General features: G+C 61.1%; 21 protein-coding genes. 8 read left to right on the top strand and 13 right to left on the bottom strand.

Features of this window, described 5'->3' with window-relative positions:
* Nucleotides 1-7 precede the first annotated feature (7 nt).
* Complete coding sequence (locus HP556_RS20275) at nucleotides 8-2,884, top strand: EAL domain-containing protein (protein ID WP_170849563.1); 2,877 nt, start codon at nucleotides 8-10, stop codon at nucleotides 2,882-2,884.
* A 38-nt stretch (nucleotides 2,885-2,922) separates the two neighbouring features.
* Here the strand turns inward: HP556_RS20275 and HP556_RS20270 are convergent, their stop codons facing one another.
* Nucleotides 2,923-3,561 (bottom strand): YqgE/AlgH family protein, encoded by a 639-nt coding sequence (locus HP556_RS20270; RefSeq protein ID WP_089265410.1) that lies wholly within the window; start codon nucleotides 3,559-3,561, stop codon nucleotides 2,923-2,925.
* 154 nt (nucleotides 3,562-3,715) lie between these two features.
* On the opposite strand from HP556_RS20270, the gene HP556_RS20265 reads away from it, so the two are divergent.
* Nucleotides 3,716-4,543 carry a protein-disulfide reductase DsbD domain-containing protein gene (locus tag HP556_RS20265; RefSeq protein ID WP_175368313.1) on the top strand — a complete coding sequence of 276 codons (828 nt, stop codon included), beginning with the start codon at nucleotides 3,716-3,718 and terminating at the stop codon, nucleotides 4,541-4,543.
* Nucleotides 4,544-4,657: 114 nt separating this feature from the next.
* On the top strand, nucleotides 4,658-6,034 hold the full coding sequence (locus HP556_RS20260; protein WP_175368312.1) for an oligosaccharide flippase family protein: 1,377 nt from the start codon (nucleotides 4,658-4,660) through the stop codon (nucleotides 6,032-6,034).
* Nucleotides 6,035-6,075: 41 nt separating this feature from the next.
* Here HP556_RS20260 and HP556_RS20255 read toward each other — a convergent pair whose 3' ends face one another.
* From HP556_RS20255 to cysG, 11 genes are all read right to left on the bottom strand, one after another.
* On the bottom strand, nucleotides 6,076-6,864 hold the full coding sequence (locus HP556_RS20255; protein ID WP_089265413.1) for a 3-hydroxybutyrate dehydrogenase: 789 nt from the start codon (nucleotides 6,862-6,864) through the stop codon (nucleotides 6,076-6,078).
* Nucleotides 6,864-8,060, bottom strand: coding sequence for a DUF3734 domain-containing protein (locus tag HP556_RS20250; RefSeq protein WP_093756813.1), 1,197 nt, complete (start codon nucleotides 8,058-8,060; stop codon nucleotides 6,864-6,866). Before HP556_RS20250 ends, HP556_RS20255 begins: the two co-directional genes overlap by 1 nt.
* Nucleotides 8,061-8,170: 110 nt before the next feature.
* A complete protein-coding gene (locus HP556_RS20245; protein ID WP_093756814.1) occupies nucleotides 8,171-8,680 on the bottom strand; it encodes a CAP domain-containing protein in 510 nt (169 codons plus the stop codon).
* 84 nt (nucleotides 8,681-8,764) lie between these two features.
* Complete coding sequence (locus HP556_RS20240) at nucleotides 8,765-9,805, bottom strand: sulfate/molybdate ABC transporter ATP-binding protein (RefSeq protein WP_089265416.1); 1,041 nt, start codon at nucleotides 9,803-9,805, stop codon at nucleotides 8,765-8,767.
* Nucleotides 9,795-10,688, bottom strand: coding sequence for a sulfate ABC transporter permease subunit CysW (cysW, locus tag HP556_RS20235; RefSeq protein ID WP_175368311.1), 894 nt, complete (start codon nucleotides 10,686-10,688; stop codon nucleotides 9,795-9,797). Before cysW (HP556_RS20235) ends, HP556_RS20240 begins: the two co-directional genes overlap by 11 nt.
* A gap of 6 nt (nucleotides 10,689-10,694) precedes the next feature.
* Entirely contained in the window at nucleotides 10,695-11,531 is an 837-nt protein-coding gene (gene cysT, locus HP556_RS20230) for a sulfate ABC transporter permease subunit CysT (protein ID WP_420878685.1), read from the bottom strand.
* A gap of 66 nt (nucleotides 11,532-11,597) precedes the next feature.
* Nucleotides 11,598-12,587 carry a sulfate ABC transporter substrate-binding protein gene (locus tag HP556_RS20225; RefSeq protein ID WP_093757326.1) on the bottom strand — a complete coding sequence of 330 codons (990 nt, stop codon included), beginning with the start codon at nucleotides 12,585-12,587 and terminating at the stop codon, nucleotides 11,598-11,600.
* A 207-nt stretch (nucleotides 12,588-12,794) separates the two neighbouring features.
* Complete coding sequence (locus tag HP556_RS20220) at nucleotides 12,795-13,307, bottom strand: DUF934 domain-containing protein (RefSeq protein WP_175368310.1); 513 nt, start codon at nucleotides 13,305-13,307, stop codon at nucleotides 12,795-12,797.
* The gene (locus HP556_RS20215) at nucleotides 13,294-14,949 is read right to left on the bottom strand and encodes a nitrite/sulfite reductase (RefSeq protein ID WP_175368309.1); all 1,656 of its coding nucleotides are present in this window, start codon (nucleotides 14,947-14,949) and stop codon (nucleotides 13,294-13,296) included. Before HP556_RS20215 ends, HP556_RS20220 begins: the two co-directional genes overlap by 14 nt.
* Before the next feature lie 12 nt (nucleotides 14,950-14,961).
* Nucleotides 14,962-15,276: a DUF2849 domain-containing protein gene (locus tag HP556_RS20210; protein ID WP_089265421.1), complete on the bottom strand. Its 315-nt coding sequence runs from the start codon at nucleotides 15,274-15,276 to the stop codon at nucleotides 14,962-14,964.
* Entirely contained in the window at nucleotides 15,273-16,709 is a 1,437-nt protein-coding gene (gene cysG, locus HP556_RS20205; protein WP_175368308.1) for a siroheme synthase CysG, read from the bottom strand. The genes HP556_RS20210 and cysG overlap by 4 nt, the downstream gene beginning before the upstream one ends.
* A gap of 302 nt (nucleotides 16,710-17,011) precedes the next feature.
* Here cysG and cysP point away from each other — a divergent pair, with 302 nt between their 5' ends.
* From cysP to HP556_RS20185, 4 genes are all read left to right on the top strand, one after another.
* Nucleotides 17,012-18,013: a thiosulfate ABC transporter substrate-binding protein CysP gene (gene cysP, locus HP556_RS20200; RefSeq protein WP_175368307.1), complete on the top strand. Its 1,002-nt coding sequence runs from the start codon at nucleotides 17,012-17,014 to the stop codon at nucleotides 18,011-18,013.
* A 225-nt stretch (nucleotides 18,014-18,238) separates the two neighbouring features.
* On the top strand, nucleotides 18,239-19,066 hold the full coding sequence (gene cysT, locus HP556_RS20195) for a sulfate ABC transporter permease subunit CysT (protein WP_120291743.1): 828 nt from the start codon (nucleotides 18,239-18,241) through the stop codon (nucleotides 19,064-19,066).
* Nucleotides 19,066-19,953, top strand: a complete 888-nt coding sequence (cysW, locus tag HP556_RS20190) for a sulfate ABC transporter permease subunit CysW (RefSeq protein WP_175368306.1) — start codon at nucleotides 19,066-19,068, stop codon at nucleotides 19,951-19,953. Before cysT (HP556_RS20195) ends, cysW (HP556_RS20190) begins: the two co-directional genes overlap by 1 nt.
* A gap of 131 nt (nucleotides 19,954-20,084) precedes the next feature.
* Nucleotides 20,085-22,244 carry a malate synthase G gene (locus tag HP556_RS20185; protein ID WP_175368305.1) on the top strand — a complete coding sequence of 720 codons (2,160 nt, stop codon included), beginning with the start codon at nucleotides 20,085-20,087 and terminating at the stop codon, nucleotides 22,242-22,244.
* Between the two features lie 123 nt (nucleotides 22,245-22,367).
* Here the strand turns inward: HP556_RS20185 and HP556_RS20180 are convergent, their stop codons facing one another.
* Nucleotides 22,368-22,523: a Thivi_2564 family membrane protein gene (locus HP556_RS20180; protein ID WP_086937086.1), complete on the bottom strand. Its 156-nt coding sequence runs from the start codon at nucleotides 22,521-22,523 to the stop codon at nucleotides 22,368-22,370.
* Nucleotides 22,524-22,896: 373 nt separating this feature from the next.
* On the opposite strand from HP556_RS20180, the gene HP556_RS20175 reads away from it, so the two are divergent.
* A complete protein-coding gene (locus HP556_RS20175) occupies nucleotides 22,897-24,990 on the top strand; it encodes a methyl-accepting chemotaxis protein (RefSeq protein WP_175368304.1) in 2,094 nt (697 codons plus the stop codon).
* The last annotated feature ends 139 nt before the right edge of the window (nucleotides 24,991-25,129 follow it).

The raw sequence follows: 25,129 nt of genomic DNA, 5'->3' as shown, positions 1-25,129 counted from the left end.
AATGACATTGCGTTTGATCAGGTGGCTCGCGCCGCTCGCGCTCGGCCTGATGATTGTTGTTGCCGCAGCACCGGCACAGGCTGTTGACGCTGTTAGCGTCCGCGGTGACGCGCCTGCGATCGATCTCACCGGCATCCTCGAATATCAGCATAGCGACACCGACCGCATCCAGGTCTCCACCGCACCAGGCACCGACGGCATCGTTCGCCGCATCGAGGTGCGTGGCCGCGAAGCCGGTCAGAACTGGGTGGTGTTCGCGCTCGCCAACAACACCGACGATCAGCTCGATCGTCTGATCGTCGCGCCGCATTATCGCATCGTGTCGTCCGGCCTCTTGTGGCCCGATCTTGGCCTCTCGCGCATTGCGACCATCACCCCGTCAACCGGGGATCGCCCGGAACGTCAGGATAGTGCCACCGCAGATATCTTCCGCGTCACCCTCGATCCCGGTGCTGTTATCACCTTCGTCGCCGAACTGCGCACCAACAAGCTGCCGCAGCTCTATCTGTGGGAGCCGGAAGCCTACAAGGACAAGGTCAACTCCTTCACCCTGTACCAAGGCATCGTCATCGGCATCTCCGGCCTACTGGCGCTGGTGCTGACGATCCTGTTCGTCGTGAAGGGCAGCATCATGTTCCCGGCCGCCGCGGCGCTGGCCTGGGCCGTGCTGGTCTATATCGGTGTCGACTTCGGCTTCTGGGGCAAGGTGCTCGACATGTCCCAAGGCGCCGAGCGCGTCTGGCGCGCCTCGGGGGAAGCGATCCTGGCGGCGACGCTGCTGGTGTTCCTGTTTGCTTATCTCAATCTCAGTCGATGGCATGTCCGCTACTCGCACATCACGCTAGGCTGGCTGGCTTTCCTTGGCTCTCTTGTCGGTCTCGCGCTGTTCGATCCTGCCGTCGCCTCGGGCATCGCGCGCATCTCGCTGGTGCTGATCGCCTTCGCCGGCTTCGCGCTGATCGTCTATCTCTCCACCCATGGCTTCGACCGCGCGGTGTTGCTGATCCCGACCTGGTTCCTGCTCGTGGTCTGGGTTGTTGCCGCGGGCATGACCGTCGCCGGCAGCGTCACCAATGACATCGTCGGCCCGGCGCTGCTCGGCGGCCTCGTACTGATCGTGATGCTGATCGGTTTCACGGTGATGCAGCATGCTTTCGCAGGCGGCGGCGCCACCAACGGCATCGTCTCGGACGTGGAGCGACGCGCGCTGGCGCTGACCGGCTCCGGCGATCTGATCTGGGACTGGGACGTCTCCGCCGACAAAGTGTTCACCTCGCCCGAGACCGAAGCACTGCTCGGCCTCAAACGCGGCACGCTGGAAGGCCCTGCAGCAAGCTGGCTCGAAGTGCTCCACCCGCTCGATCAGGATCGCTTCCGGGCGGCGCTGGACAGCGTGCTCGACCAGCGTCGCGGCCGCCTCGTGCAGGACTTCCGCCTGCGCACCCCCGACGGTCACTTCATGTGGTTCGCGCTGAAAGCACGCCCGGTGGTTGGCTCCGACGGTGAAGTGTCACGCGTGGTCGGCACACTCACCGACGTCACCGAGATGAAGAATGCCGAAGAGCGCATGCTGCACGACTCGGTGCATGACAACCTGACCGGCCTGCCAAACCGCAAGCTGTTCATTGACCGCCTCAACGCCGTCGCGAATTTCTCCAAGACGGTGCCGACCATGCGGCCGACCATCATGGTGATCGACCTCGATCGCTTCAAACAGGTCAACGATTCCGTCGGCATCGCCGTCGGCGACTCGATCCTTCTGACGCTGGCCCGCCGCCTCACCCGCATCCTCAAGCCGCAGGACACGCTGGCCCGCCTCGCCGGCGACCAGTTCGGCCTGATCCTGATGTCCGAACAAGACGCCGCCAAGATCACGGCTTTCGCCGAGACCATCCGCAAGACCATCCGCGCCCCGATTGCCTTCAACGATCGCGAGATCTTCCTCACGGCCTCGATCGGCCTCGCGCTCTCTGATCCCGCGGTGCCCCTGACCGACGAGCTCATCAAGGATGCCGAGCTTGCGATGTATCATTCGAAGCGGATCGGTGGCGACCGTATCGACGTCTACAAACCGGCAATGCGCGCCCGCAAAACGGATCGCCTGACGCTCGAATCCGAACTGCGCCGCGCCATAGAGCGCCAGGAAATCACCATCCTGTATCAGCCCATCGTGCGGCTGGAAGATCGCTCCATCGCCGGTTTCGAGGCGCTGGCACGTTGGGATCATCCGAAGCTCGGCCGGATGTCGCCGTCGGAATTCATCGCGATCGCCGAGGAGATCGGCCTCATCATCGATCTCGGCATGTTCGTGATGGATCAGACTGCACGGCAGCTCGCGATCTGGCAGCGCGCGATGCGCTCGCGCGAACCGATCTTCGCCAGCGTCAACGTCTCCTCGCGGCAACTGCTGCGCCACGACCTCCTGCATGACATCCGAACCGTACTGTCACGCTCGTCAGTCGCGCGCGGCACACTGAAGCTCGAACTCACGGAATCGCTGGTGATGGAAAATCCGGAACATGCAGCGCAGATGCTGCACCGGATCCGCGAACTCGGTACGGGTCTTTCGCTCGACGATTTCGGCACTGGCCACTCGTCGCTATCCTATCTGCAGCGCTTCCCGTTCGACACGCTGAAGATCGACCAGTCCTTCGTTCGCACCACCTCGCGCGGCACCCGCCCGGTGATTCTCAAATCCATCATCGCCATGGCCCACGATCTCGGCATGGACGTCGTCGCTGAAGGCGTCGAGACAGATTCGGATGCGGTGGAGATGTATCAGCTCGGCTGCGAATACGCCCAGGGCTTTGCCTTCGGCGAGCCGATGGATGCGGATGCGGCGATGCGCATGCTGACGGAAGAGCGATTGGAAGCGGCGAGCTGAGTAGGGCCGTCGCTGATAGCTGGAAGTCTAGCGGACGCTCACGCGTGCCCGGCCTCGGCCGACAACATCCCCGGGGCGATCCCGATCTTCTGCAGCGCGCGAAGATACTTCTCCTCAACATCACCGCCGAAGATGAGATCCTCATCAGCTGCGCAATGCAGCCAGCCGTTGCCCTGGATTTCGTCTTCCAGCTGGCCCGGCGCCCAGCCGGCATAGCCCAGCGCGAGAATCGCGTGCTTGGGTCCACCGCCATTGGCGATGGCGCGCAGGATATCCACGGTCGCGGTGAGGCAGACGCCATCGTCGATCGGCAATGTCGCGTCCTTGATGAAGAAATCGCTGGAATGCAGCACGAAACCTCGGCCGGTCTCGACCGGACCGCCCTTCAGCACTTTCATGCTTTCGGCGCTTTCCGGGAGCTTGATGCTGTCGGACTTTTCAATGATGTCCAGTTGAACCAGCAATTCGGGAAAATCGATGCTCCCCGCAGGCCGATTGACGATGATGCCCATGGCACCTTCCGACGAATGCGCGCAGACGTAAATCACCGAACGGGCGAAGCGCTCGTCTTCCATCACAGGCATGGCGATCAGCAACTGCCCGTCGAGGTAGTTGCCAGTGTCGCCGGCGCCGGATTTCGCGCGGCTTTTCCGGGGGCGCTTGCGAGTGGGTTCCATCAGCAAACCGCTCTCATTTCGTTGCCTATCCTGATATTGGGTCTGGGTTCTGTCAATCAGCCTTCCGCAACGCATACGAAAACCGGATCACAAGCAGTTCAATAGCTTAAGACAGGTTTGGCTTTATGACAGGCCCACCCTGTAAGGACGCCCGATGACCGCATCTGTTCCGCACCACATTGTCGCTGTCTGCGCCGCGGGCCTGCTCCTCACCTGCAGCGCGCAGGCGGACGACACCTCACCTTGGCAGATAGACAGTCATTCGCAGATCAGGCTTGTGGCAGGCTCGCGTAGCGGTCCTGTGATGCTGGGAGGCATCGCGATCCAGCTGCAGCCCGGCTGGCACACCTATTGGCGGAATCCCGGTGATTCCGGGGTACCGCCCCGCTTCGATTTTTCCAAATCGGAGAACCTGGATACCGTCACCATCCTGTGGCCGGCGCCGAAAAAATTCGAGGATGGGGCCGGTGGCCTGTCGCTGGGCTATGTGAAACAGGTGGTGCTGCCCATGCGGGTGATCGCCAAGGACCCCGGCAAGCCGGTGATTCTCCGTGCGGCGATCAATTACGCGGTCTGCGACAAGCTCTGCATCCCGGTCGACGCCAATGCCGAGCTCGCTTTTACCAGCGTGGCCAGCACTGAAGACGGCGCGCTGACCGCGGCGCTCGATACCGTGCCTAAGCCGGCAACCATGGGCGACACCAGTCCGCTGACGGTGCGCGACCTCAAGCGCGAGGGCAAGAATGTGTTCGTTGACGTCGTGGCGCCCGAAGGCAGCGAACCCAACCTGTTCGTCGAGGGCCCGACGCCGGAATGGGCGCTGCCAATCCCCAAACTCGAGGCCAAGAGCCCGCCGGGCGTGAAGCGCTTCAGCTTCGAACTCGATGGCGTGCCGCCCGGCGCCACGACCGATGGCGCGGCCCTGAAACTGACGCTGATCGGCAGCGACCGCGCCTATGAATTCAACGTCAACCTGCCCTGATACCGCTGGCGCATGACCTGTTGCGCGCAACCTGTACATCTCTGTCCAACCGGATGTTAACGACTGCTTGCTACGCCAGACCGCTGCCGCACGCCTGCGGCTGAGGACCTTGTCGTGGCCGTGATGGACGCAGACTCCGCACCCGCAAGCGAGCCCGCCGGCCTCAAGGCCAGGCTGCGCGCGCTGTTCACCGGCACAGGCGAAGCCTCGCTGACGCGCCGCCTCGCCGGCACCATCTTCCTCATCCGCGTAATTTCCGCCGGCCTCGCTTATTTCTCGCAGATCCTGCTGGCGCGCTGGATGGGCACGTCAGACTACGGCATCTATGTCTATGTCTGGACCTGGGTACTGCTGCTCGGCTCGATGATGGATTTCGGCATCGCCGCTTCAGCCCAGAAGATCATCCCGGAATATCGCGCCAGCGGCGATCACGCACGGCTGCGCGGCTTTCTCTCCGGCAGCCGCTGGATGACCGGTATCGTCTCGGTGATGGTCTCGCTGCTGCTCGCTGGCCTCATCAAGCTCATCTCGCCGTGGATCGACGCCAACACGGTGGTGCCGCTCTATCTCGGCTGCCTGACGCTGCCGGCCTTCGTCGTTGCCAACACGCAGGATGGTATCGCGCGCTCCCATGACTGGATGCGCCTCGGCCTGATGCCGCAATTCATCATCCGCCAGGCGCTCATCATCGGCTTCACCGCCGGCGCCTTCACACTGGGCTTTAAGCTTGGTGCGACCATCGCAATGCTGGCCAGCGTCGCAGCCGTCTGGGTTGCGATGATCGGCCAGATGATCGTACTCAATCGCCGGCTTCACACCCATATCGAGCCCGGCCCGAAGGCCTATGACTATCGCGGCTGGCTCGCAGTGTCGTTGCCGATCCTGCTGGTCGAGAGCTTCTATCTGCTGCTGTCCTACACCGACGTGCTGGTACTGCAGCAGTTCGTCTCATCCGACGAAGTCGGCGTGTACTTCGCTGTGGTGAAGACTCTGGCGCTGGTGTCGTTCATTCATTACGCGATGTCGGCGACAACGGCGCATCGCTTCACCGAATATCACGCGGCCGGCGACAAGGATCGACTTGCCGCTTACGTCACCCACGCGATCAAGTGGACATTCTGGCCGTCGCTCGCGGCGACGCTGATCCTGCTCGCTCTGGGCAAGCCGCTGCTATGGCTGTTCGGTCCGCAATTCACCAGCGGTTACGACATCATGTTCATCGCAGCCATCGGCCTCGTGGTGCGCGCCGCAATCGGTCCGGTAGAGCGGCTGCTCAACATGCTCGGTCACCAACATATTTGCGCCGTGGCCTACGCGTCGGCTTTCGTGATGAACCTGGTGCTGTGTCTCGTGCTGGTGCCGAAATTCGGCGGCCATGGCGCCGCCGCGGCAACGTCGATCGCGCTGACATTCGAGACGATCCTGCTGTTCTGGATCGTGAGACAGCGGCTTGGACTGCACGTGCTCGCCTTCGGAAAGCAACGCGCCTAACAACCTCCCCCTGCAAAGCAGGAGGAGGTCAGGAAGCAAACTTATTCCGCCGTCCAGCCACCATCGATCGACAGGTTTGTTCCAGTGATCTGCGCCGCATCGTCGCCGCACAGGAACAGCGCCAATGCCGCAACCTGCTCGGACGTTACGAATTCCTTGGTCGGCTGCGCTTCCAGCAGGACGTCGTTGATGACCTGCTCTTTGGTCAGTCCGCGCGCCTTCATGGTGTCGGGGATCTGTTTCTCCACCAGCGGCGTCCAGACATAGCCAGGCGAAATGCAATTACAGGTGATTTTGTGAGTGGCCACTTCCAGCGCCACGGTCTTGGTCAGACCGGCGATGCCGTGCTTGGCAGAGACATAAGCCGACTTGAATGGCGAGGCGACCAGCGAATGCGCTGAGGCGGTGTTGATGATGCGACCCCAGCCGCGCTTCTTCATGCCGGGCACGGCGGCGCGGATGCCATGGAAGGCCGAGGAGAGATTGATGGCGATGATCGCATCCCACTTCTCGATCGGGAATTCCTCGATCGGAGACACAAACTGGATACCCGCATTGTTGACGAGAATATCGACCGATCCATAGGTCTTCTCGCCGAGCGCGATCATTTCGGCAATTTCGGCCGGCTTGGTCATGTCCGCTGGCGAATGGATCGCCTTGACCTTGAAATCGCTCTCGATCGCCGCGCGTTCCTTCTCGATGTCAGCAGGCGCGCCCATGCCGTTGATGACGATATTGGCGCCAGCGCTTGCGAAAGCGCGCGCATAAGCGAGGCCGATGCCGCTGGTCGAACCGGTGACGACGGCGGTCTTGCCTGTGAGATTAGCCATTACTTGCTCCTGTTGGACGTCAAATGCTGCGGGAGGTCATTGTAATCGTCGGCGGTGAGCGCATGGGTCACCATCGATTCATCGGATTGCGGTCGCTCGAACCAGTCCTTGTGGCGCATCGAGAGGAACACATCGCGCTCGCCGGCGCCCCAGTGTTCGACCATGCCGATGCGCGAGAAATTGTAGTCCTTCGACGACGACTCGTAATTCTTGCTCGTATAGATCAGATGCACCACCGTGACGGTATTTTCCTTCGCGGCTTCCGACAACAGCGCCACTCCAGGATCCTGCTTCAGTTCTGCCGGCAATTTACCAATCAGATCACGCAGCGCCTTGCGGATGTTGTGGATCTTCTTGTTCTTGTCGGTATTCATGCGGGTGCGGCTGGAATAGCGAATGTCCTTTTCGCGTTCCTGCGCTTCCAGGATCGACTGCGGCAATGGCCCGCGCGCACTGAACAGATCGACCTGGAAGATCAGCAGATCGCTGGTTACATCGTCCAGCACAAAATCCAGCGGCGTGTTTGAGGCGATGCCGCCGTCCCAGAAATGCTCGCCATCGATGACGATCGAGGGAAACCCCGGCGGCAACGCACCGGAGGCCATGATGTGCTCAGGCTCGATCCTTTTGCGATCTTTCTTGAAGAGCGTGTTGTCGAAATAAGTGAAGTTGCCGGTGGTCACGCTCACCGCGCCGACACTTAACCGGGTCTTGCAATCGTTGAGACGATCAAAGTCGACCAGCCGCTCCAGCGTCGCCTTCAGCGGCGCGGTATCGTAAAAGCTCTGCGACTGCGGACTGCCGGGCGGCCACAGTGGTGCTGGTGGAATCCGCGGCACGAAAAAGCCTGGCACGCCGAATGTAGCAATGACAGCGGCGCCTGCCTCGTAGAAATAAGAGCGCGCGCGATCATCCGTCAGCATCGGGCTCCAGGGGACCGGCGATGCCGCCATCTCCCAGAATTCCTTGAGCTTGCCAATCCGCTTGTCGCGCTCGTTGCCTGCGATGATCGCCGCGTTGATGGCGCCGATGGAGATGCCTGCCACCCATTCCGGCTCGAAATCATGATGACACAGCGCCTCATAGGCGCCGGCCTGATAGGAGCCAAGCGCGCCGCCCCCTTGCAGCACCAGGACACGCTTTGCTTCGGCGGGTTTGCTGGCAGCGCTGGATTGAGGCTGATCGGACATATCCATGAGACCACTCGATCCTGTCGGCGACGGGAATCATACCGTGGCGTCCCCTTGCGGCGGCGTCAATCATGGATGGTGCGGAGCACCATCACGCTTCGGCTATCCTGAATGGCCTATTTGGAATCCGTCGAAGCCAGGATCATGGTCCAGAACACCTTGTATTTGGTGTTGGGAGCATAGATCGCCGCAATGCCCAGTTTTGTGACACCGGACTTCAGCATATTAGCCCGATGCGGTGGCGAGTCCCGCCAGCCCGAGAAGGCTTCCGCCATGGTATGGTAGCCCGCCGAGACGTTCTCGACGGCCAAGCTCGCCGGATAACCGCCGGCATTCAGACGCTTGGCCAGCGGTGCCTTCACATCGTGATCGAGCTTGTTCCGTTTGGCCATGGCGGTGGACTGGTCTTCAGCCAACGCCATTAATGCGGGATCGACCACAACCGGGCCGAGGCCATTGTTCTGCCGGTACAGCGAGATCATCGAGGCCGCAGCCACAGGATCGAGCTTGGCGCCACCATTGGCCATGCTGAGATACATGGTGGGCTGGTCCGGCACGGTATCGACGGTCCCCGCGCACCCTGCCAGCAACAGAAATCCCAGACTGGCCAGAGCCACCCGCTTCATCGGCAATCCCCCAAATCAAGGGGCCGTTGTTGCACACCAACCGTGGCTGAAAGGTGAACGCAGGGGATTTTTAGAAAGCGCCAGTCACTCCTGCCCGGCAAAGATCCGGTAGCGCCGCGGCTGCAGGCTGATCGCATCGCCCGTGGTGAGCGGACGGTCGCGCGGGGCATCGATCTCCACCAGCGTATCATCGCCGGACAACGCGATGTCGGCGCGCTGGATCGGGCCGAAGGTGCGGACGCGGCGCACGGTGCCTTCGAGGGCTCCCTCGCCGAGCGGACCGATCTGCATGTCGTGACGACGAACAAACAATTTCGACGGTCCGCTTGCACTGCCCGCATCGATGTTGAGCGGGCGATGGCCGAGCTTCACCTGGCCGTCGCTTACATCGACCGGGAGCACGATCGACTCGCCTATGAATGAGTGCACGAAAGCCGTCGCCGGGTTATCGTAAACGTCGCCAGGCGTGCCGATCTGTTCGATCTTGCCCTTGTCCATCACCACGACGCGGTTGGCGACTTCGAGCGCCTCCTCCTGGTCATGCGTGACGAAGATCGAGGTGACGTGGATTTCCTCGTGCAACGTGCGCAGCCACTGCCGCAACTCCTTGCGGACCTTGGCATCGAGCGCACCGAACGGCTCGTCGAGCAGCAGAATGCGCGGCTCGATGGCGAGTGCACGCGCCAGCGCAATGCGCTGCCGCTGGCCGCCCGAGAGCTGGCTGGGATAGCGATTGGCGAGCCAGTCGAGCTGCACGAGATCGAGAAGCTCCTTCACCCGCGCGCGGATCTGCGCTTCGCTCTTGCGCACGGCGCGCGGCTGCACGCGCAGGCCGAAGGCCACATTCTCGAACACGCTCATGTGGCGGAACAACGCATAGTGCTGGAACACGAAACCGACGTGGCGCTCGCCGGCGCCGCGGGCCAGCGCATTTTCACCATCGAATGAGACTTCGCCGGAATCCGGCCAATCGAGCCCAGCGATAATTCGCAGCAATGACGTCTTGCCGGAACCGGACGGTCCGAGCAGCGCGAGCAGCTCGCCATCAGCAACCCTGAGGTCGACATTATCCAGCGCCTTGAAGGCACCGTACTGCTTTACGATATTCCGAACTTCAATCGTCACGGGGCAGCTGTCCTTCTTCAATCTGGCCTTCGAGGATGGTCTTTGCGATCAGCGTCAAGAGCGCCAGCAGAGCCAGCAATGACGCGATCGCGAACGACGCCACCAGTTGATATTCATTATACAGGATTTCCACCAGCAGCGGCATGGTGTTGGTCTCGCCGCGAATGTGGCCCGACACCACCGAAACCGCGCCAAACTCACCCATCGCCCGCGCATTGCACAACAGTACGCCGTAGAGCAGGCCCCATTTGATGTTGGGGAGCGTCACCACAACGAAGGTACGCCAGCCACTCGCCCCGAGCGATATCGCAGCCTCTTCCTCCTGCGACCCCTGTTCCTGCATCAGCGGAATCAATTCCCGGGCGACGAACGGGAAGGTGACGAAGGTGGTCGCCAACACGATCGCCGGCACGGCAAACAGAATGTTGATGCCATGCGCCATCAGCCATGGCCCAAAGAAACCCTGCGCACCAAACAGCAGCACGAATACCAGACCGGAGATAACGGGGCTGACCGAGAACGGCAGATCGATCAGGGTGACCAGCAAGGTCTTGCCCCTGAATTCGAATTTGGCCACCGCCCAAGCGGCGGCAACGCCGAATACCAGATTGAGGCTGACCGAGATCACTGCTGTGATCAGCGTCAGCCAGATGGCCGAGAGCGCCTCGGAATCTCCCAAGGCCGACAGATAGAACCCAACGCCCTTGGACAATGCCTCCGAGAATACCAAAATCAGCGGCAGGACCACGAACACTGTCAGGAACATCACTGCGACACCGATAATGATGCCGCGCACGAGCCATGGCTCGGTATGCAGGTCCTGTCGTGCCACGGACTGGGCGCGCTCCACGGTGACTGGCGAATTGATAATTGTAATGGTCATGTCAGGTCAACTCACGGCCAGCGCGCGTGTCTGCGCCCAGCGCTGCAGCCGATTGAGCACGAAGATGATCAGGAATGAGAAGACCAGCATGACCACCGCGATCGCTGTCGCATCGGCGTAGCGGAATTCCGACAGCCGGATGACGATCAAGAGCGGCGCAATCTCCGACACATTTGGAAGGTTGCCGGCGATGAAGATCACGGAGCCATATTCGCCAACGGCGCGGGCGAAGGCCAGCGCGAAGCCGGTGAGAATGGCCGGCGTGAGGCTGGGAATGATGACGCGGGTGATGGTCTGCCAGCGAGAGGCACCGAGACAGGCCGCGGCCTCTTCGATCTCGACATCGAGATCGATCAGCACCGGCTGCACCGTCCGCACCACGAACGGAATGCCAATGAAGACCATCGCCAGGAAAATTCCGAGCGGCGTAAACGCCACTTTGATGCCGAGTGACGCCAGCGGCGCGCCGAGCCATCCGTTCTGCGCGAACAATGTCGTCAGCGCGATGCCTGCCACTGCAGTGGGCAGGGCGAACGGGATATCGACAATGGCATCAAACAGCCGGCGACCGGGAAACCGGTACCGCACCAGGGCCCAGACGATAATCAGGCCAGCGACCAGATTGACCAGCGCAGCCGCGAAGGCCAATCCGAACGAAATCCTGAGCGCGTGTAATGTGCGGTTGCTGGTGACGGTATCGAGGAATTGCGAGAGGCTGAGATCCGCTGTCTTGACGAACAACCCCGCCAGCGGGATCAAAATCAAAAGCGACAGCCATGTCAGGGTCAGGCCCATGCTCAGGCCGAACCCCGGCAACGAACTTCGTTTAGGTGCCGCGCTCACAATGTCCCCTTGCTTTGGTAAAAGCCCCAGACCGGCATACCGGTCCGGATGTTTCGCTGCGAACGATCAGTTCTTGTAGATCTTGTCGAACACGCCGCCGTCGGTAAAGTGCTCGCTCTGCGCCTTGGTCCAACCTCCGAACACGTCGTCGATCGTAAACAGATCAACCTTGGCGAAGGAAGCCTCGTACTTTTTGGCAGTATCGGCATCACGCGGACGATAGAAATTGCGCGCGGCGATCTCCTGACCTTCCTTGGTGTACCAGTATTTCAGATAGGCCTCGGCAGCGGCTTTAGTACCCTTTTTATCAGTGACGGTATCAACGACGGCGACCGGCGGCTCGGCGAGAATTGAAAGCGACGGCGCGACGATCTCGAACTTGTCCTTGCCGAATTCCTGGATTGCCAGATACGCCTCGTTTTCCCAGGCCAGCAAGACATCGCCGACGCCGCGCTGGACGAAGGTGATGGTCGAGCCACGCGCGCCGGTATCGAGAACCGGAACGTTCTTGAAGATGTTACCGACGAATTCCTTTGCCTTGTCCTGCGATCCATATTTCTTCAGAGCATAGCCCCAGGCGCCGAGATAGTTCCAGCGCGCGCCGCCAGAAGTCTTCGGATTTGGCGTGATGACGCTGACGCCGCTCTTGATCAGATCGTCCCAGTCCTTGATGGCCTTGGGGTTACCCTTGCGCACCAGGAAAACGATGGTCGACGTATAGGGTGATGAATTCTGCGCCAGGCGCTTCTGCCAGTCCTTCGCCAGCAGGCCCTTATTGGCGATTGCGTCGATGTCGTAGGCGAGCGCGAGGGTGACCACATCGGCTTGCAGACCATCGATCACAGAGCGCGCCTGCGCCCCCGAGCCGCCATGCGACTGCTTGATCTCGACGCTCTTGCCGGTTTCCTTCTGATACGCAGCAGCGAACGATTTGTTGAAATCGACATACAGCTCGCGCGTCGGGTCATACGACACGTTGAGCAGCGAAATGTCTGCCGCGTGCGCCGATGTTGCAATTAAGAGACCCGCAATGACGGGAAGAATACGACGGACCATTTTGATCTCCATCCAACCTCACGACACGATCGTCATGAGGTGGGGGCAAAATCTTGAAGAAGCACCGCTAAGTCAACGAAACCAGATTCCAATGTTGGCGGCATGACGGCAGCAATGTGCTATGAATATGCCTTCGTATGGAGACCGTATCGCGCGCTGGTCATTTGTCATCAACCAACGCTGCGAAAGCCGTCGACATGCGGCGAATTAGCGCGCGTTCTCCGCATGACGCAACTGCATGCGCTGATGCAGCGCCGTGATGCGACCATCGCCGGTCGGCTGATAGAACACAGTGTAGCGTTTCACCGTAGCCGCGAACGCTTCCGCATCGGCATCCTTCTTCACTTCAAATGAATCGAAACCGGCGCGCAGCAGGATGACGAACTGATCGCGTAACACTTGGCCGGTTGCCCTTAATTCGCCCTTGTATTTGTAGCGTTCACGCAGCAGGCGCGCCTGGCTGTAGGCTCGGCCGTCGCGGAACGACGGGAAGACCAGCGCGACTACCGCGAGCCTGTCGAGATAAGGCACTAGCTCTTCCGGATCGCGGTTATTCGGCCAGATCACACCGGTCGGGCTGCTGCGCTTCAGCAGCGCCTCCGGATCGGCGAGAAAACGCGCAGCCGGAATCAACGCCGCTCCGTCGACCGGAATCTCCGCATCGTCGGCCACGTGAATATAGCCGTCGGCAACGATCTTGCCTTGCTTAACGAGTGGCATAAACGCGCTCCTTGAACGGCTCGACGCCGAGGCGTTCGACAGTCTGGACAAACAATTCGTCCGGCCGGGCACGCAGTGCCAAATAGGCTTCGACGATATCCTCGATGACGTCGGCTACCTCGGCAAAAGGCACCGCCGGTCCGATCAGGGTGCCGACCACGGCATGCTCGTCGGCACGGCCACCGATTGTGATCTGGAAGAATTCCTCGCCGTTCTTCTCGACGCCGAGAATACCGATATGGCCGACATGGTGATGGCCGCAGGCATTGATGCAGCCGGAGATGTTGATATGCAGCCGACCGATCAGCTCCGCGAGATCGTTATTGGCGAAACGCCGCGTTAGTTCCTGCGCGATCGGGATCGAACGCGTATTAGCCAGCGAGCAGTAGTCCAGGCCAGGGCATGCGATGATGTCGGTGACCAGATTGACGTTCGGCGTGGCGAGGCCGAGCTTGTCCAGCTGCCGCCACAGTGCGGGCAGATCACGCCTGGCCACGCTCGGCAGCGCTAGATTTTGCTCATGGCCCACGCGGATTTCGCCGAACGAGTATTTGTCGGCAAGATCGGCAACCGCATCCATCTGGTCGGCCGTGGCATCGCCGGGCGGGCCACCCACCGGCTTCAACGACAATGTCACGATGGCGTAGCCGGTCCGCTGATGCGGCGCGACCGAGTTCTTGAGCCAGCGCGCAAAATGCGGATCAGCCGACGCGGCCGCCAACTCGTCCGGCGTGTCGGAGAGCTTCTGATAGTGCGGATAGCTGAAGCGCGAGCGGATATCCTCGACAACCTCGTTGTCCAGCGTCAGCGAACTCTCGCGCGTCGCCAGCCACTCATCCTCAACTTCGGCGGCGAATTTCTCGATGCCCAGCTCATGAACCAGAATCTTGATGCGCGCCTTGTAGATATTGTCGCGGCGGCCATACTGGTTGTAGACGCGCAGGATGGACTCGACGTAGCTCAGAATGTCGCGGCCGTGCACGAACGGCTTGATCACCTTGCCGATGAATGGCGTGCGACCGAGGCCACCGCCGACCAGCACTTCGAAGCCAGTTTCGCCGGCCTCGTTCTTGTGAATTCGCAGACCGATGTCATGCACCTTGATCGCCGCGCGATCATGGGCCGACGCAGTGATCGCAATCTTGAACTTGCGTGGCAGGAACGAGAATTCCGGATGCATGGTCGAATACTGCCGCAGCAATTCCGCCCAGATGCGCGGATCCTCGACCTCGCCCGGCGCGACACCTGCCCATTGATCGGTGGTGACATTGCGTGTGCAATTGCCCGAGGTCTGCATCGCGTGGATGCCGACCGAAGCAAGATCTTCCAGCGCATCCGGCAGATCGGCGAGCTTGATCCAATTGAACTGGATGTTCTGCCGTGTGGTGAAGTGGCCATAGCCGCGGTCATAGCGTCGCGCCACATGCGCCATCTTGCGCAGTTGCGGCGATGACAGCGTGCCATAGGGAATGGCGACACGGAACATATAGGCGTGAAGCTGAAGATAGACGCCGTTCATCAACCGCAGCATCTTGAACTCATCTTCGGTGAGTTCACCTGCGAGGCGGCGCTTCACCTGATCGCGGAATTCCGAAACACGCTCGTTGATCAGCGTGCGGTCGATTTCATCATAAGCATACATAATTCAGGTGCCTTAAGCCGAAGCCGGAAGGTCGATGGTGACGCCCTTGCGGCGAATCTGTTCACGGAGATTGCCGGGCTCGACGGTGCCGTTGTCGTTCACGGCGACCGGCGCGATATAGGGACCGATGGCGCCAACGTCATCGGCTGTGGATTCAGCAAGCAGCGCACGCGCATCATCGGCAGTGCGCACGATGGCAGCCTCTGCGAGGTCGGTGGTCCAGCCTTTATGGGCATCGCGATAAATCACCACGCCGTCCCAGGTACGGTTGGCAGTCACCACCGACGGGCCGGTGATCTTGATTTTCTGTTGCAGCGGAGAGGTCATTCGGCAGCCACCAATAAATCTGAAACGAGCTTGTTGATCTGAGCGGCCCGCCACGGCGCGGAATGCGCCACGACATCGCCAATGATGAGAACCGCCGGACCGCCATCAATCTGGTCGACCAGCGCCGGGAGATCGTCGAGCACACCCACCGCCGCTTGCGCGTCCGGACGCGTCACGCGCGCAAACACGCCAACCGGCGTTTGTGGCGAGCGCCCGGCAGCGAGCAATCCAGCGCGGATCGTGGGGGCAGCGGTCATACCCATATAAACAACAACGGTCATCTTCTCGTCGGTGAGCGTCGACCAGTCGACCTTGTCGGCGTCCTTTTCCTTGTGAGCCGTCAGGAAGGTGATGCGCAGCGCTTCGCGGCGATAGGTCAGCGGCGCCTCGAACATAGCCGCAGCGCCAAGGCCTGCGGTGATGCCGGGAATAACGGAGTAAGCAACACCCGCTTCGCGCAGCGCTTCGATCTCCTCGCCACCGCGCCCGAAGATGAAGGGATCGCCGCCCTTCAAGCGCACGGCGCGTTGCCCAGCTTTCGCGGCTTCGATCAGCAATTTGTGGATCGCATCCTGACCGATACCGGGCTTGCCGACCCGGCGCCCCACGGGAATGCGCGATGCATCCCGGCGGATGCGGTCGAGCACTTCGGGGGACACCAGTTCGTCGTAAAATACAACGTCGGCATCCTGCAGCGCGCGCAACGCCTTGATGGTCAGGAGATCCGGATCGCCCGGCCCAGCTCCCACCAGCGTGACGTGACCTTCGACAACGCCGGCCTGCGCTGCACCCGCATAGATCGAGAGATCGGCAATTTCCGTCAGCGCCTTCTCGGCCTCGGTACCGCGCCCCGCCAGCACCAGCGCGCCGATCGGACCATCGACGATGCGCTCCCAGAACCTGCGACGTAACGGAGCCTCCGCGATCTTGTCGTTGATCGGTTTGCGCCAGCGCCCGATGAAGCCGGCGAGATCGCCGATCCGCGCAGGCAGCATCGCCTCGATCTTTTCGCGCACACGCCGCGCCACCACCGGCGACGCACCGCCGGTTCCGACGGCGACGACCACATCGCCGCGATCGACGATGGCCGGAAAGATGAAAGTGGAGTGCGCGAGCTCATCCATCACATTGACGGGCACGCCGCTCGCTTTGGCGCGCGCAGCCACCGCATGGCCGAGTTCACCGGCGCCGGCGCAGAGCACCGCGGTGATCCCCGAAAAATCGGCGGTCACCGGATCGCCCTCGACATGTTCAATGCGCGCCACGCCATCGGTATCGAGCCCGGACGTGTCACGATTGCCGTCCGTTGCGTACCAGCGAATCCGCGCACCGGCCGCCAGCAGCAGCCTCAGCTTGGCGCGCACGAGTTCGCCCTGGCCGACAAGAATGATCGGCCCGGTCTGCAAATCGAGGAAGACAGGCAGAAACCGCATACATACTCCGCTGCCCCGAAATTCGGGGGTTGACTGGAATTATATTCTATATATCTCTCGATAACGAGGCGCAAAGAGAAGATTTTATCTTCTTCGAGGCGTTCTAACTATAGAATTTTTGTCCTCAAACACCAAGCGTCGTAGATGCTTCTTCTCAATAACGGTCGGCCGATGCAGGAGTTGCGCGAAATCGCACCCGTGCCCGCCCCCGTTGCGCAGCAAATTCCGGACCGTTTGCCGGGCAAAACGCCGCAGCCGCCGCTCCCGGCGATCCGATCGCTCTCACTCACAGGGGACTACACGTGAACCGCTTCATTATCGCTCTCGCCGCCGGATTCGGCATTCTCGCGACTGCACCCGCCCAGGCGCAGACGCCGAACACGCTGCTCAATGTCTCCTACGACATCTCGCGTGAGCTCTATGCCGAGATCAACGTTGCTTTCGCCAAGCAGTGGAAGGCCAAAACCGGCCAGGACGTTACCATCAACCAGTCGCATAACGGCTCGTCGCGCCAGGCGCGCTCGATCCTCGAAGGCCTCGAGGCCGATGTGGTGACCTTCAACCAGGTCACCGACGTGCAGGTACTGTATGATCGCGGCAAGCTCATTCCGGCCGATTGGGCCAAGCGGCTGCCGAATAATTCCTCGCCTTATTACTCGCTGCCGGCCTTCCTCGTGCGCGCCGGAAATCCAAAGGGGATCAAGGATTGGGACGATCTGGTGAAGCCGGGCGTGCAGGTGATTTTCCCGAATCCGAAGACCTCAGGCAATGCGCGCTACACCTATCTGGCCGCCTATGCCTTCGCGAAGAACAAGTATGGTGCCGACAAGGCTGACGACTTCATCAAGAAGCTGTTCGCCAATGTCCCGGTGTTCGACACCGGCGGCCGCGCCGCCACCACGACCTTCGTCGAGCGCGGCACCGGCGATGTGCTGATCACCTTCGAGGCCGAGACCTCGTCGATCCGCGACCTTGCGGGCAAGGACAAGTATGAAGTGGTGGTACCACCGACCAGCGTGCTCGCCGAATTCCCGGTGACCGTCGTCGACAAATATGCCGACAAGCACGGCACGAAGGCACTGGCGACCGCCTATCTCGAATTCCTGTATTCGCCGGAAGGCCAGGACATCGAAGCCAAGGGCTATAACCGCGTCACCGACAAGACCGTGATGGCAAAATACAAAGACAAATTCCCGGAAGTGAAGCTGTACCGCGTCGAGGACGAATTCGGCGGTTGGGACAAGCTGAATGCCGAACACCTCAATCCCGGCGCGAAGCTGGACACGCTGTTCGGCGGGAAGTGAACCACAAATTCCGTCATGCCCGGGCTTGACCCGGGCATCCACGTCTTGGCTGCAAATGGACTAAAGACGTTGATGGCCGGGAACATCTAGCGAAGCGGCGCTTCGCGCTTTGCCCGGCCATGACATGGGAGAGGACGGGCGCCTGCATTAGACGACCTCGCCGCATTCCCTTTCCGCGCAAATCGTCTAAGAGAAGCCCCAACGGCTTCACACACGGACCTTCCCTTGCGACGTAGCGTCATTCCAGGTTTCGGGCTCTCGCTCGGCATTACGCTCCTCTATCTCGGAGCGATCGTGCTGTTGCCGCTCTGCGCGCTGATCCTGAAAGCCTCGGACGTCGGGCCTGCGCAATTGTGGGACATCCTGTCGTCACCGCGCACACTGTCGGCCATCCGCGTCACGGTGACGATGGCGCTGGCGGCCACCGCATTCAACGCCATCTACGGCCTGCTGCTCGCCTGGGTGCTGGCGCGCTATCAATTTCCCGGCAAGCGCATTCTCGACGCGCTGGTCGACGTGCCCTTCGCGCTGCCGACCGCCGTGGCCGGCCTCGCGCTGACGGCGCTGTTTTCCAAGAAAGGCTGGTTCGGCGCACCGCTCGATGCACTTGGCATCCAGGTCGCCTACGCACCGCTCGGCATCGCCATCGCGATGGCCTTTACCAGCATTCCCTTTGTGGTGCGCACAGTGCAGCCGGTGATCGAGGATCTCGGCTCCGATGTCGAGGAAGCCGGCCGCTCGCTCGGCGCCAATGATCTGCAGATTCTCTGGCGCGTAATCTTCCCGGCGATCTTTCCGGCGTTCCTCGCCGGCTGCTCGCTGTCCTTCGCACGCAGCCTCGGCGAATTCGGCGCGGTGATTTTCATCGCCGGCAACCAGCCGATGAAGACCGAGATCGTTGCCCTGCTGACCTATATTCGGCTCGAGGAATACAACTACCAGGCTGCCGCCGCGATTGCCGTGGTAATGCTGGCGATGGCTTTCGCCATGCTGATTGTCACCAACGCGGTACAGGCCTGGAACCTGCGTTATCTCGGCCGGGGAGACGTGTGATGCCGAGCCCGACATCAGAACGCGCCCATACCGAATGGATGGTGACGCCCGTCGGTGCCGGCCCGGTAACGCGCCGCGTGGTACTTGGCATCGTCGCGATCCTCACATTGCTGTTCCTGATCGCACCGCTGGCGTTGATCTTCAGTTCAGCGCTGTCGCAAGGCATCGGCACGTTCTTCAACAGCCTCACCGAGCCCGGCACGCAGCATGCCATTCTGTTGACAGTGACCACCGCGCTGATCGCTGTGCCGATCAACATCGTGTTCGGCCTAGCTGCGGCGTGGACGGTGACCAAGTTCGTCTTCCCAGGCCGCACGCTCCTCATTTCGCTGATCGAACTGCCCTATTCTATCTCGCCGATCGTCGCCGGCGTCGCCTATATCTTCGTCTATGGCTCGCAGGGCCTGTTCGGCCCCCTGATCGAAGCCATGGGCATCAAGGTGATGTTCGCACTGCCGGCGATCGTGCTCGCCAGTATGTTCGTGACCGCGCCGTTCGTGGCGCGTGAGTTGATCCCGCTCATGCAGGTGCAAGGCACCGATGAAGAGGAAGCAGCAGTGACGCTCGGCGCCTCCGGCTTTGCGACCTTCCTGCGCGTGACGCTGCCCAACGTACGTTGGGCCGTGCTCTATGGCGCGATCCTGTGCAATGCCCGCGTGATGGGTGAATTTGGCGCCGTCTCCGTCGTCTCCGGCAACATCCGCGGCCAGACCACGACGCTGCCGTTGCAGATCGAACTTCTGTATCAGGACTACAATGTCGCCGGCGCCTTCGCAGCGGCAACGGTGCTGACGGCCGTGGCACTGCTCACCATCGTGATCAAGGTGGCGCTGGAGCGGATCTCGCCGGATCACGCGCAGGCCGCGGCCCGGCCGCCCGGCCACTGATCCCTTTAGGGGACTTCTCACCGGGTAGCGTTTGGCGTTAAAAGGTCCCATGGGCGCCGCGGTTTGGCGCCGTTTATGCTTATACTCCCTGAAATTAGAGCAGAATTGCCGCTTCTCGCGAGAAAGACACCATGAAACGCATCGACGCCCACGGACTGCAGATCGCCCCCGTCCTGTTCGACTTCATCGCCAAGGAAGCCGCCCCCGGGACCGGCATCCAGCCGGATGCGTTCTGGGCCGGCGTCGCCGCTCTCATCAAGGACCTCGGCCCGAAGAACCGCGAACTGCTCAAGGTGCGCGATACGCTGCAGGCCAAGATCGATGCCTGGCATCTGGCCAACAAGGGCGCCTTCGACATGAACGCCTATACGGCGTTCCTCAAGGAAATCGGCTACCTCCTCCCGGAGCCCGCGACCAAGCAGGTCGAGACTGCCAATGTCGATATCGAGATCGGCCAGATCTGCGGCCCGCAGCTCGTGGTGCCGCTCACCAATGCGCGCTACGCGCTGAATGCCGCAAATGCGCGCTGGGGCAGTCTCTACGATGCCTTCTACGGCACCGATGCGATCCCGCACGATCCGTCTGAAGGTGGCAAAGGCTACAACAAGGCACGCGGCGACAAAGTCATCGCCAAGGCAAAAGCCTTCCTCGATCAGGCCGCGCCGCTCGCCACCGGCAGCCACACCGATGTCACGGCCTACAGCATCATTGCGGGCCAGCTCTCGGCCAAGCTCAAGAGCGGCAACCTCACCGCGCTGAAGAACGAATCCCAGCTCGCTGGCTATCTCGGCGAGCTCGCCACCCCGACCTCGATCCTGCTGGTCAATAACGGCCTGCATATCGAAGTGAAGATCGATCGAACCAACACCATTGGCAAGGACGACTCCGCTGGTGTTGCCGACATGATCATGGAGTCGGCCGTCTCGACCATTCTCGACATGGAAGACAGCGTCGCCACCGTCGACGCCGACGACAAGGTGCTGGTCTATCGCAACACGCTCGGCCTGATGAACGGCACGCTCTCAGCCGATTTCGAAAAGGGCGGCAAGACGCTGAAGCGCGCGCTCAATGAAGACCGTGTCTACAAGACGATCGACGGCAAGAACCTGACCCTGCATGGCCGCAGCCTGATGCTGATGCGCAATGTCGGCCATCACATGTTTACGGATGCGGTGCTCGACAGCGCCGGCGAGGAAATTCCGGAAGGCCTGCTCGATGCCGCCGTTGCCGGCCTGATCGCAATCCACGACCTCAAGAGCAAGGGCCCGATCCGCAACAGCCGCACCGGCTCGATCTATATCGTCAAGCCGAAGATGCACGGCCCCGATGAAGTGGCACTGACCTGCGAAATCTTTGCGTACGTTGAGAAACTGCTGTCGCTGCCCGAGAACACCATGAAGGTCGGCATCATGGATGAGGAACGCCGCACCACGGTGAACCTCAAGGCCTGTATCCAGAATGCATCCAAGCGCATCATGTTCATCAACACAGGCTTCCTCGACCGCACCGGCGACGAGATCCACACGTCGATGGAAGCGGGTCCGATGATCCGCAAGAACGACATGAAGGCGACGCCGTGGATCAAGGCTTATGAAGAGTGGAACGTGGATGTCGGCCTGATCGATGGCCTGCCGGGCCATGCCCAGATCGGCAAGGGCATGTGGGCCGCGCCCGACAAGATGGCGGACATGCTCACGCAGAAGCTCGGCCATCCGCAGGCGGGCGCCACCACCGCATGGGTGCCCTCGCCCACCGCCGCGACGCTGCACGCGTTGCACTATCATCAGATCGATGTCGCCACGCGGCAGAAGGATCTCGCCAAGGGCGGGCCGCGCGGCAAGCTCACCGACATCCTCACCATTCCGGTGTCGCAGTCGAACTGGGCGCCGGATGATGTGAAGCAGGAGATCGACAACAACTGCCAGGGTATCCTCGGCTATGTCGTACGCTGGATCGACCAGGGCGTTGGCTGCTCCAAGGTGCCGGACATTCATGGCGTCGGCCTGATGGAAGATCGGGCCACGCTGCGCATCTCTGCCCAGCACCTTGCCAACTGGCTGCATCAGGGCGTCATTACCAGGGATCAGGTGATGGAATCGCTGAAGCGCATGGCTGTGGTGGTGGACGAGCAGAACAAGGGCGACGCGCTGTATCAGAACATGGCGCCCTCGTTCGACGGCGTCGCCTTCAAGGCCGCCTGCGACCTGATATTCGAGGGACGCGCACAGCCGAACGGCTACACTGAGTACATCCTCACCGCGCGCCGCCGCGAGGCGAAGGCGCTGGCTTGATACACTCTCTGTCGTCATGGCCGGGACAAGCCCGGCCATGACGAATGAGAGAGTGTCGATCGCATCGGCTGCAAGCAAAAAAGCCCCGGCAAACCGCCGGGGCTTTTTTGTTAGTTCATCTCGCTAGAAAACCGCGATGTATTTCAGCAACGAGATCACACCGAGAATGATCACGACGACGCGGCAAATCTGCTTCGCGCGGCCGTCGATCGGCAACAGATTGATCAAGTACAGAATGAGAATGACGACGAGAAAAGTGATCAAGACGCCGACGAGCATGTGCGTATCCCCCCAGACTCAATGAAAATGAATAGCAGCCCCGGCCATCGCCACAGCTGCTCAACAGTGATCCAACGTGGGCGAGAGCATTGGGTTCCCGGACCGGAACAAAAGAACCTCGCCAAACTAGGCACGCAAGCTGGCTCTCAGGTCACCGACGGTCACGTAGAATCCGCGCCGCCAGCGGAGTGCCCAACCCGCGCGGAGAAGCAGAACCGATCAATCGCCGGGCATCGTCCTTCACCGTGCCGCAAGAACCCTTACGCACCAACCACCTAAAGTAGCCGTATTCAAGCCTACTTCACGATACGTGTGCAATCGGAAATATTTACCATTTGAAGCCTTACTAAATCAAATATTTGGGGGATTCATGATGTTCAATCGATTGACCGTTTCCGCATTGCTTCAATCTGTCATCGTGGTCATGGCGCTCTGTGTGGTCGCCGTTCTGGCAACGACAGCCTGGGACTCCTACGGGCGGCTACGTTCAGCCAGCCGCATCTCGGTAATTGCGGACGCCTCCGCGAATGCCTTCAAGGCGATGCATAATCTGCGCACCGACCGTGCATCGACGAACCGGAACCTGAACAACGAGACAGTCATTCAGCCGGACGGAGAAAAATATCTCCGCTCCATTCGCGATTCCGAGATGCCGGCGATGCGAGCAGCGGCTGACCTCATTGCCACCATCGAATTCGCCGATCAAAAGACGCTGCACCCGACGCTGGTCCAGCTGGTCGACAAGCTGACCGCTCTGCAAACCGAATCCTGGGACGCGATGAGCAAGCCGAAGGCGTCGCGCCGTGCAGCCCTCGGCAAGGAGTATATGGAGACCACGCAAGCTCTGCTTGAAACACTGGAAAAGGTGTCGGCCCAACTCGCCGCCGCGGTGAACCACAACGATCCCATGATCGATCAATTACTGTCGATCAAACAGGCGGCCTGGCTGTTGCGCAACACCGCCGGCGAAGGATCCCTCCTCGTCGCGAACGGCCTTGCTGTCGGGCGCGCTACACCTGAGAATAAGCTCGCCTACACCAAGTTTGTTGGCGGCATCGACGCTGCCTGGAATGCGCTGGAATTGTCCGCGTCTGGAATGCAGCTGCCGCCCAACCTGGCTGCAACCATGGCTGCTGCGAAGGTGGCTTATTTCGACCCGCAATATATGGCTCTTCGTGACCGTGTCATGAATGCACTCGTGAGCGGCGAAAAGCCCGAAATCACCGCGAGCGAATGGACTCCAATCACCGTTGATCGCATGGCCAGTGCGGTTACAGTCGCCGAACGAGCGCTGAATGAAGCAAAAAGCCACACCTTGACGCAGTGGACTGCCGCGCAGCACGCGTTGATCCTGCAACTGGCGTTGCTCGCAGCCGCGCTCGGCATAGCATTCGGCAGCATGGTTGCCGTCACCCGCCGTGTCATCACCCCGCTGCACACCATCCGCGATGCGATGCTGAAAGTCGCCGCAGGCGATCTCGTCGTCGATGCCGGCTATTCCGAACGGAAGGACGAAATCGGCGCGCTCGCCGGCGCTCTGGAGACCTTCAAGCAACAGGCCAAGGAGAAAGCACAGATCGAACAGCAGGAGCGCAATCGCAACGCCGACGCGACCCAGCGGCAGCAGGCCATCGAACAGCACATCGGGACCTTCGAGGTCCAGATGCGCGATGCGCTCAACGCACTCGGCAACGCGTCCGATCAGATGAACACCACATCGAATGGCATGGCGGTCGTATCCAGCCAGACCAATGCCCGCGTGCAGGTCGCAGCAAAAGCTTCGGGCGAAGCTTCCCTGAACGTGCAGAATGTCGCCTCGGCCGCCGAACAGCTGAGCTCGTCGATCAACGATATCAGCCGGCAGGCCGCGCACGCCGCGGGAATCGCCAGTCGCGCCGTCAATCAGGCGCAGGAAACCGACGGCACCGTCCAAGGCCTCGCCAAGACCGCCAACCGGATCGGCGAGGTGGTCGGATTGATCAACGATATCGCCTCGCAGACCAACCTGCTAGCGCTCAACGCCACTATCGAAGCCGCGCGCGCTGGCGAGGCCGGACGCGGCTTTGCGGTCGTCGCGTCGGAAGTGAAGTCACTGGCCAGCCAGACCGCCAAGGCAACCGACGATATTTCCGAGCAGATCGCAGATATCCAGAAGGTCGCCAATGAGGCCATCGAGGCAATCAAGTCGATCGGCGGCATCATCGGCGAAGTCAATGAAGTAGCAACTGCCATCGCCGCGGCCGTCGAGGAGCAGGGAGCCGCGACACAGGAGATCACCCGGAGCACGCAGCAGGCCGCCGATGGCACCCGCAATGTGTCGGACAACATCGCCGGCGTCAGCGCCGATGCGGATGCAGCTGGCGCCGCCGCGCAGGATGTGAAGGTAGCCTCGGAAACGCTGGCCACGCAGACGCGCCAGCTCGGCACTCAAGTAACGGACTTCCTCGGCAAGATCCGGGCTGCCTAGGCAGGGCCTCATCAGTCACGTCATTGAGCGCTGACAAGTATCAAAAGCCCCGGCATCGTCGGGGCTTTTTTCGTTGAAGCGTCGCCGGACACGACAATTTTCCACCTAAAGTAGCTTTATAAGAAACGTATTTATCAAG

The organism is Tardiphaga robiniae, from assembly GCF_013359755.1.
Taxonomy (GTDB): Bacteria; Pseudomonadota; Alphaproteobacteria; order Rhizobiales; family Xanthobacteraceae; genus Tardiphaga; species Tardiphaga robiniae.
The sequence above is the reverse complement of the archived record's forward strand: the minus strand, read 5'-3'. Positions and strand labels throughout refer to the sequence as shown.

Coding starts and splice junctions, on each gene's coding strand:
- HP556_RS20270 (WP_089265410.1), bottom strand. CDS start 3,561: ATGGAACCCACTCGCAAGCGCCCCCGGAAAAGCCGCGCGAAATCCGGC.
- HP556_RS20265 (WP_175368313.1), top strand. CDS start 3,716: ATGACCGCATCTGTTCCGCACCACATTGTCGCTGTCTGCGCCGCGGGC.
- HP556_RS20255 (WP_089265413.1), bottom strand. CDS start 6,864: ATGGCTAATCTCACAGGCAAGACCGCCGTCGTCACCGGTTCGACCAGC.
- HP556_RS20250 (WP_093756813.1), bottom strand. CDS start 8,060: ATGGATATGTCCGATCAGCCTCAATCCAGCGCTGCCAGCAAACCCGCC.
- HP556_RS20245 (WP_093756814.1), bottom strand. CDS start 8,680: ATGAAGCGGGTGGCTCTGGCCAGTCTGGGATTTCTGTTGCTGGCAGGG.
- cysW (WP_175368311.1), bottom strand. CDS start 10,688: ATGACCATTACAATTATCAATTCGCCAGTCACCGTGGAGCGCGCCCAG.
- HP556_RS20225 (WP_093757326.1), bottom strand. CDS start 12,587: ATGGTCCGTCGTATTCTTCCCGTCATTGCGGGTCTCTTAATTGCAACA.
- HP556_RS20220 (WP_175368310.1), bottom strand. CDS start 13,307: ATGCCACTCGTTAAGCAAGGCAAGATCGTTGCCGACGGCTATATTCAC.
- HP556_RS20215 (WP_175368309.1), bottom strand. CDS start 14,949: ATGTATGCTTATGATGAAATCGACCGCACGCTGATCAACGAGCGTGTT.
- HP556_RS20210 (WP_089265421.1), bottom strand. CDS start 15,276: ATGACCTCTCCGCTGCAACAGAAAATCAAGATCACCGGCCCGTCGGTG.
- cysG (WP_175368308.1), bottom strand. CDS start 16,709: ATGCGGTTTCTGCCTGTCTTCCTCGATTTGCAGACCGGGCCGATCATT.
- cysW (WP_175368306.1), top strand. CDS start 19,066: ATGCCGAGCCCGACATCAGAACGCGCCCATACCGAATGGATGGTGACG.
- HP556_RS20185 (WP_175368305.1), top strand. CDS start 20,085: ATGAAACGCATCGACGCCCACGGACTGCAGATCGCCCCCGTCCTGTTC.
- HP556_RS20180 (WP_086937086.1), bottom strand. CDS start 22,523: ATGCTCGTCGGCGTCTTGATCACTTTTCTCGTCGTCATTCTCATTCTG.
- HP556_RS20175 (WP_175368304.1), top strand. CDS start 22,897: ATGTTCAATCGATTGACCGTTTCCGCATTGCTTCAATCTGTCATCGTG.